The following is a 3,507-nucleotide window of genomic DNA, read 5'->3' as shown; positions in this document are numbered from 1 at the left end:
TCCCTCTTCCTACCACTCCGCTTTCGCCGCTGCTACCTTCGATACCCACTCAGGACAGCGAAGACTCGGTTCTCACGGTGCGGTTGATCGGCATGGGTGTTCCTGTGATTTTTATCCACGGGATCGCAGGCAGTGAGCTGTGGGCTGGCAACGACCAGATATGGCCCTCGCTTTCTCCTTTTGACGTGGCGGATCTGGCGCTTCTACCAGGGGGACCAACTGTCGAGGCGAAGGATGTGGTGCGGGAGTTCCATGGGAACGTCTATAACGTCTTTCTCGATCACATGGTGAACGATTTGGGCTACTCCGAATACAAGCTGGAGGGAAATCGCAGCCGCCTGACTTCCGATCACATGCTAAACAGTCTGAATGGCGCGAGGCCGAACTTATTTGTTTTTCCCTATGACTGGCGACGCGACAACGCGACCCACACGGCGACACTGAAAACTTACATCCAAAAAATCCGGCAACTGCACGACAACTCGAAGGTGCAAATCGTGGCGCACAGTATGGGCGGATTGGTCACCCGACGTTTCCTGCTCGATTACGGCAACGAAGACGTGGACAAGGTGGTCACGGTCGGCAGCCCGCTGTGGGGGGCTGTGAAACCGATCTACTTGCTCCTGACAGGCGCTTTCTATGAAGCAGCGGGAGGGGCATTGGATTTAATCAACGGCAATCAAATGAAAGCTTCGCTGGCGACCATGCCGGGGCTTCATCAGCTCGTGGCTGCACCGCCTTTTCTCAGCAACTCAGGACCGCTTTTCTGGGAAAACGGCTGGGATTTCAATGGTGACGGAGATACGGGGCCATACTCCACCAGCCAGCTCTACGCGATGGTGGATGACCTCGTCAGGCCAATGCCATCTGCATCGCAGGCCAATCAAAACTTTCACAACTTCCAAAACGCAAACGGGCACCAGGACAATTGGTCCGGAGACACCAGCGGGCTCGGCATCATGCATTTCGTGGGCATCCAGGCAGTCAACCACACTGTGGCTTCGGTGACGGCTCGTAACTTCGCGGTTTATAGCTTGATGGGTGTTGTTTCTGGAACCACGCATTTTGGCACTCGTCTGTGGGAGGGGGACGGAACAGTGCCCACGCTGAGCGCCCGCCGCCTTCCAGGGTATCTGGCACCTGGCACCGTGGTGCATGAAATCCGGGAGCCTCTCCTCACTGCGACTGACAAGCAGCCTGCGGGAAGGTCTGCGGAACATACCGCCCTGATGAGCAACTACGAAGTGTGGGATAAGATGTCGCGGTTCCTCGGAACCGGACCCTGGTCACCGTCGGGATCGCCGCCCAGCGCTCCACCTGCTGCTCCCGTGATGGCCTCCAGCATGGAGGTTGCGCCGAGCGGAACGCCGCCAGAAATCGTCATCGAGCAGCCGGATGGCATGGCGCTCGTGGATGGAGGCGCGGTCGCCGGTTTTGGCACCCTCAATCTTTCCAGCAGCGGTGAGCCGGTGACTTTCACCATCCGCAATGTGGGTGGGGAGGATTTGACGGGGATCAGCCTGAGCAAGGATGGCACCCACGGCCACGACTTCACGGTCAGCAACCCTGGCTCCACCACAGTGCAACCCGGACAGAGCACCACTTTCACGGTGACCTTTGCGCCGACCACGGCTGGCGGACATCGCGGCGGGGAGCGCATCGCGGTCCTGCACATTGCCAGCAATGACACGGACGAGACCCCCTTTGACATCAACCTGACGGGCGAAGTCGCCGCAGGGCGGAAGCAGGTTTTTGTGATCGGCACCAGCTACATCCAAATCCGCAACGCCGCAGGCGATGCCAACACAAAGCTGAGTGAAATCGTGGCTCGACGCGTGCCGGGAACTGAGGTGCAGTATGGCGGTAGTGCGCCGTGGGTGCAGGTCTCCTTCGGTGCTGATGAGAGCATCACCTTGGAAAAGGATCCTGATGTCGCGCCGTTCGGGCCGATGAACATCGCGGTGACGGAATACGATAGCGCGGGCACCGCCTTCAGCTTCCAGCGCTACCGCTTCTCGCCGGGCAGCCAGTCATGGCAGGGGGGCATCGCGCCGGAGTTGCAGCCCGATATGCGGGTGGATCAGAACAACGACGGCACCTATGCGCCCGGAGAGGCGGTGGCTCCCACGCACAGCAACACGGGCAATACAGTGGATGCCACCCAACCAACGGTCACGCTCACCCTAGCCGACAACGCCGGTGGGATCCTCCTGGCTCTCACGGGCCACGACGGCGCGCAGCCCGTGCCCAGCCTGCACTACAGCCTCGATGGCGGACCGGTTCAGGCTTACTCATCGCAGTTGCTCTTCCCCAAGGAGGGAACGCGTGTGGTGAAAGCCTTCGCGGAAGACGCCATGGGGAACACCTCCGGCCTGATCCAGACGACGATCAACCCCGCTGTTGCGATCGGCGCTGGCGCAATTGGGATGATCGACCTTGAGTGGTCGGCCTCAGACGGATACCTCCTCGAGGAGTCCACCACGCTAACCGGGGGATGGACTCCTTCATCGGCAGCGGTGAACCGGTCGGGCATGACGCACCGGGCCACCGTACCGGTCGGAGGCGGCTCGCAGAAGTTCTTCCGCTTGCGCTCGGAGCCAGTCGCGCGCTGAAGGTGCTGGGCACGACCGGGCCCGCCTCGCGAAAGACCAGGCCGAACAAGCGGTTGCTCTCGCTGATGAACTTGGATGGTTGAGCGAAGAGTCTAGCTTCATGGACTGCGGCAGCCTGCTAGCCTGCTGCCGCTTTTCCGAGGCAGCCCTGCTGCCGCCGGAGTCTCCAGACTCTCGAAAAAACCGCTCGGCTGACGCAAAGGCGAGGATTCTATAGCGAAACATCGTCCCGGAACATTCGACGGCCAGCAGGCTGGCCTGACGAAATCGGCAGCAGGCTGCCGCAGTCCAAGTAGAGCAGCACTTCATCGCTTTCGGCTTTACGAGGATCGTCGATCCCGCTGGTCAGCACAGCGTCAGACATTCCAATCCAGCCTTCGAGACTGACGAACTGCCATGGAATCCAGATGAACCCTGAATGATCTCCCACAGATTCGGGGAGGCCCACAGATTGGCTGAAAAAGGAATCTGTGGGCCTCCTTGAATCTGTGGGAAAACCTAGATGGGGATCATATCCATGCCTCCGAAGTCAGGATGTCTGAGCCTGTTCTTCAACGACGCCTTCCAAACGCTCGCCATCGACGCCCTGCCGCGAAACTGCTACCTAAAGGACGGCGATCTGCTGCCCTTCGACGTGATCCTCTGCCAGCCGGATGAGGAGTTGGAGGCGTTTTTGAGGCTGTATGACTGAGCCTTCGTCGTTTTCGTGGACAGCAAAAGTTGGGTAACTACCCAAAGCAGCATGAACACGACAGGAACCAAAAAACGCACCTATGACGAGCAGTTCAAACGCGACGCAGTCGCGTCCGTCGACCTCGATGCGTTGTTTGAAGTCCCAGAGCGTTTTGGCATCGGGGATGTCGTCGCCGATGCGCAGGCCGAGGAAGTTTTTAAA

General features: G+C 59.5%; 2 protein-coding genes. Both read left to right on the top strand.

Translation table 11 applies throughout. The features are described 5' to 3' along the window. On the top strand, positions 1–2,612 hold a 2,612-nt coding region (locus IAE77_RS00210; RefSeq protein WP_294219638.1), incomplete at its 5' end, for an alpha/beta fold hydrolase. Between the two features lie 517 nt (positions 2,613–3,129). Beyond that, positions 3,130–3,303 (top strand): hypothetical protein, encoded by a 174-nt coding sequence (locus IAE77_RS00205; RefSeq protein WP_294219637.1) that lies wholly within the window; start codon positions 3,130–3,132, stop codon positions 3,301–3,303. Positions 3,304–3,507 lie beyond the last annotated feature (204 nt).

The sequence above is a fragment of the Prosthecobacter sp. genome, assembly GCF_014879935.1.
Lineage (GTDB): Bacteria > Verrucomicrobiota > Verrucomicrobiia > Verrucomicrobiales > Verrucomicrobiaceae > Prosthecobacter.
The sequence above is the reverse complement of the archived record's forward strand: the minus strand, read 5'-3'. Positions and strand labels throughout refer to the sequence as shown.

What these genes read in the sequence shown, in the direction of transcription:
- IAE77_RS00205 (WP_294219637.1), top strand. Translation starts at nt 3,130, where the DNA reads ATGCCTCCGAAGTCAGGATGTCTGAGCCTGTTCTTCAACGACGCCTTC.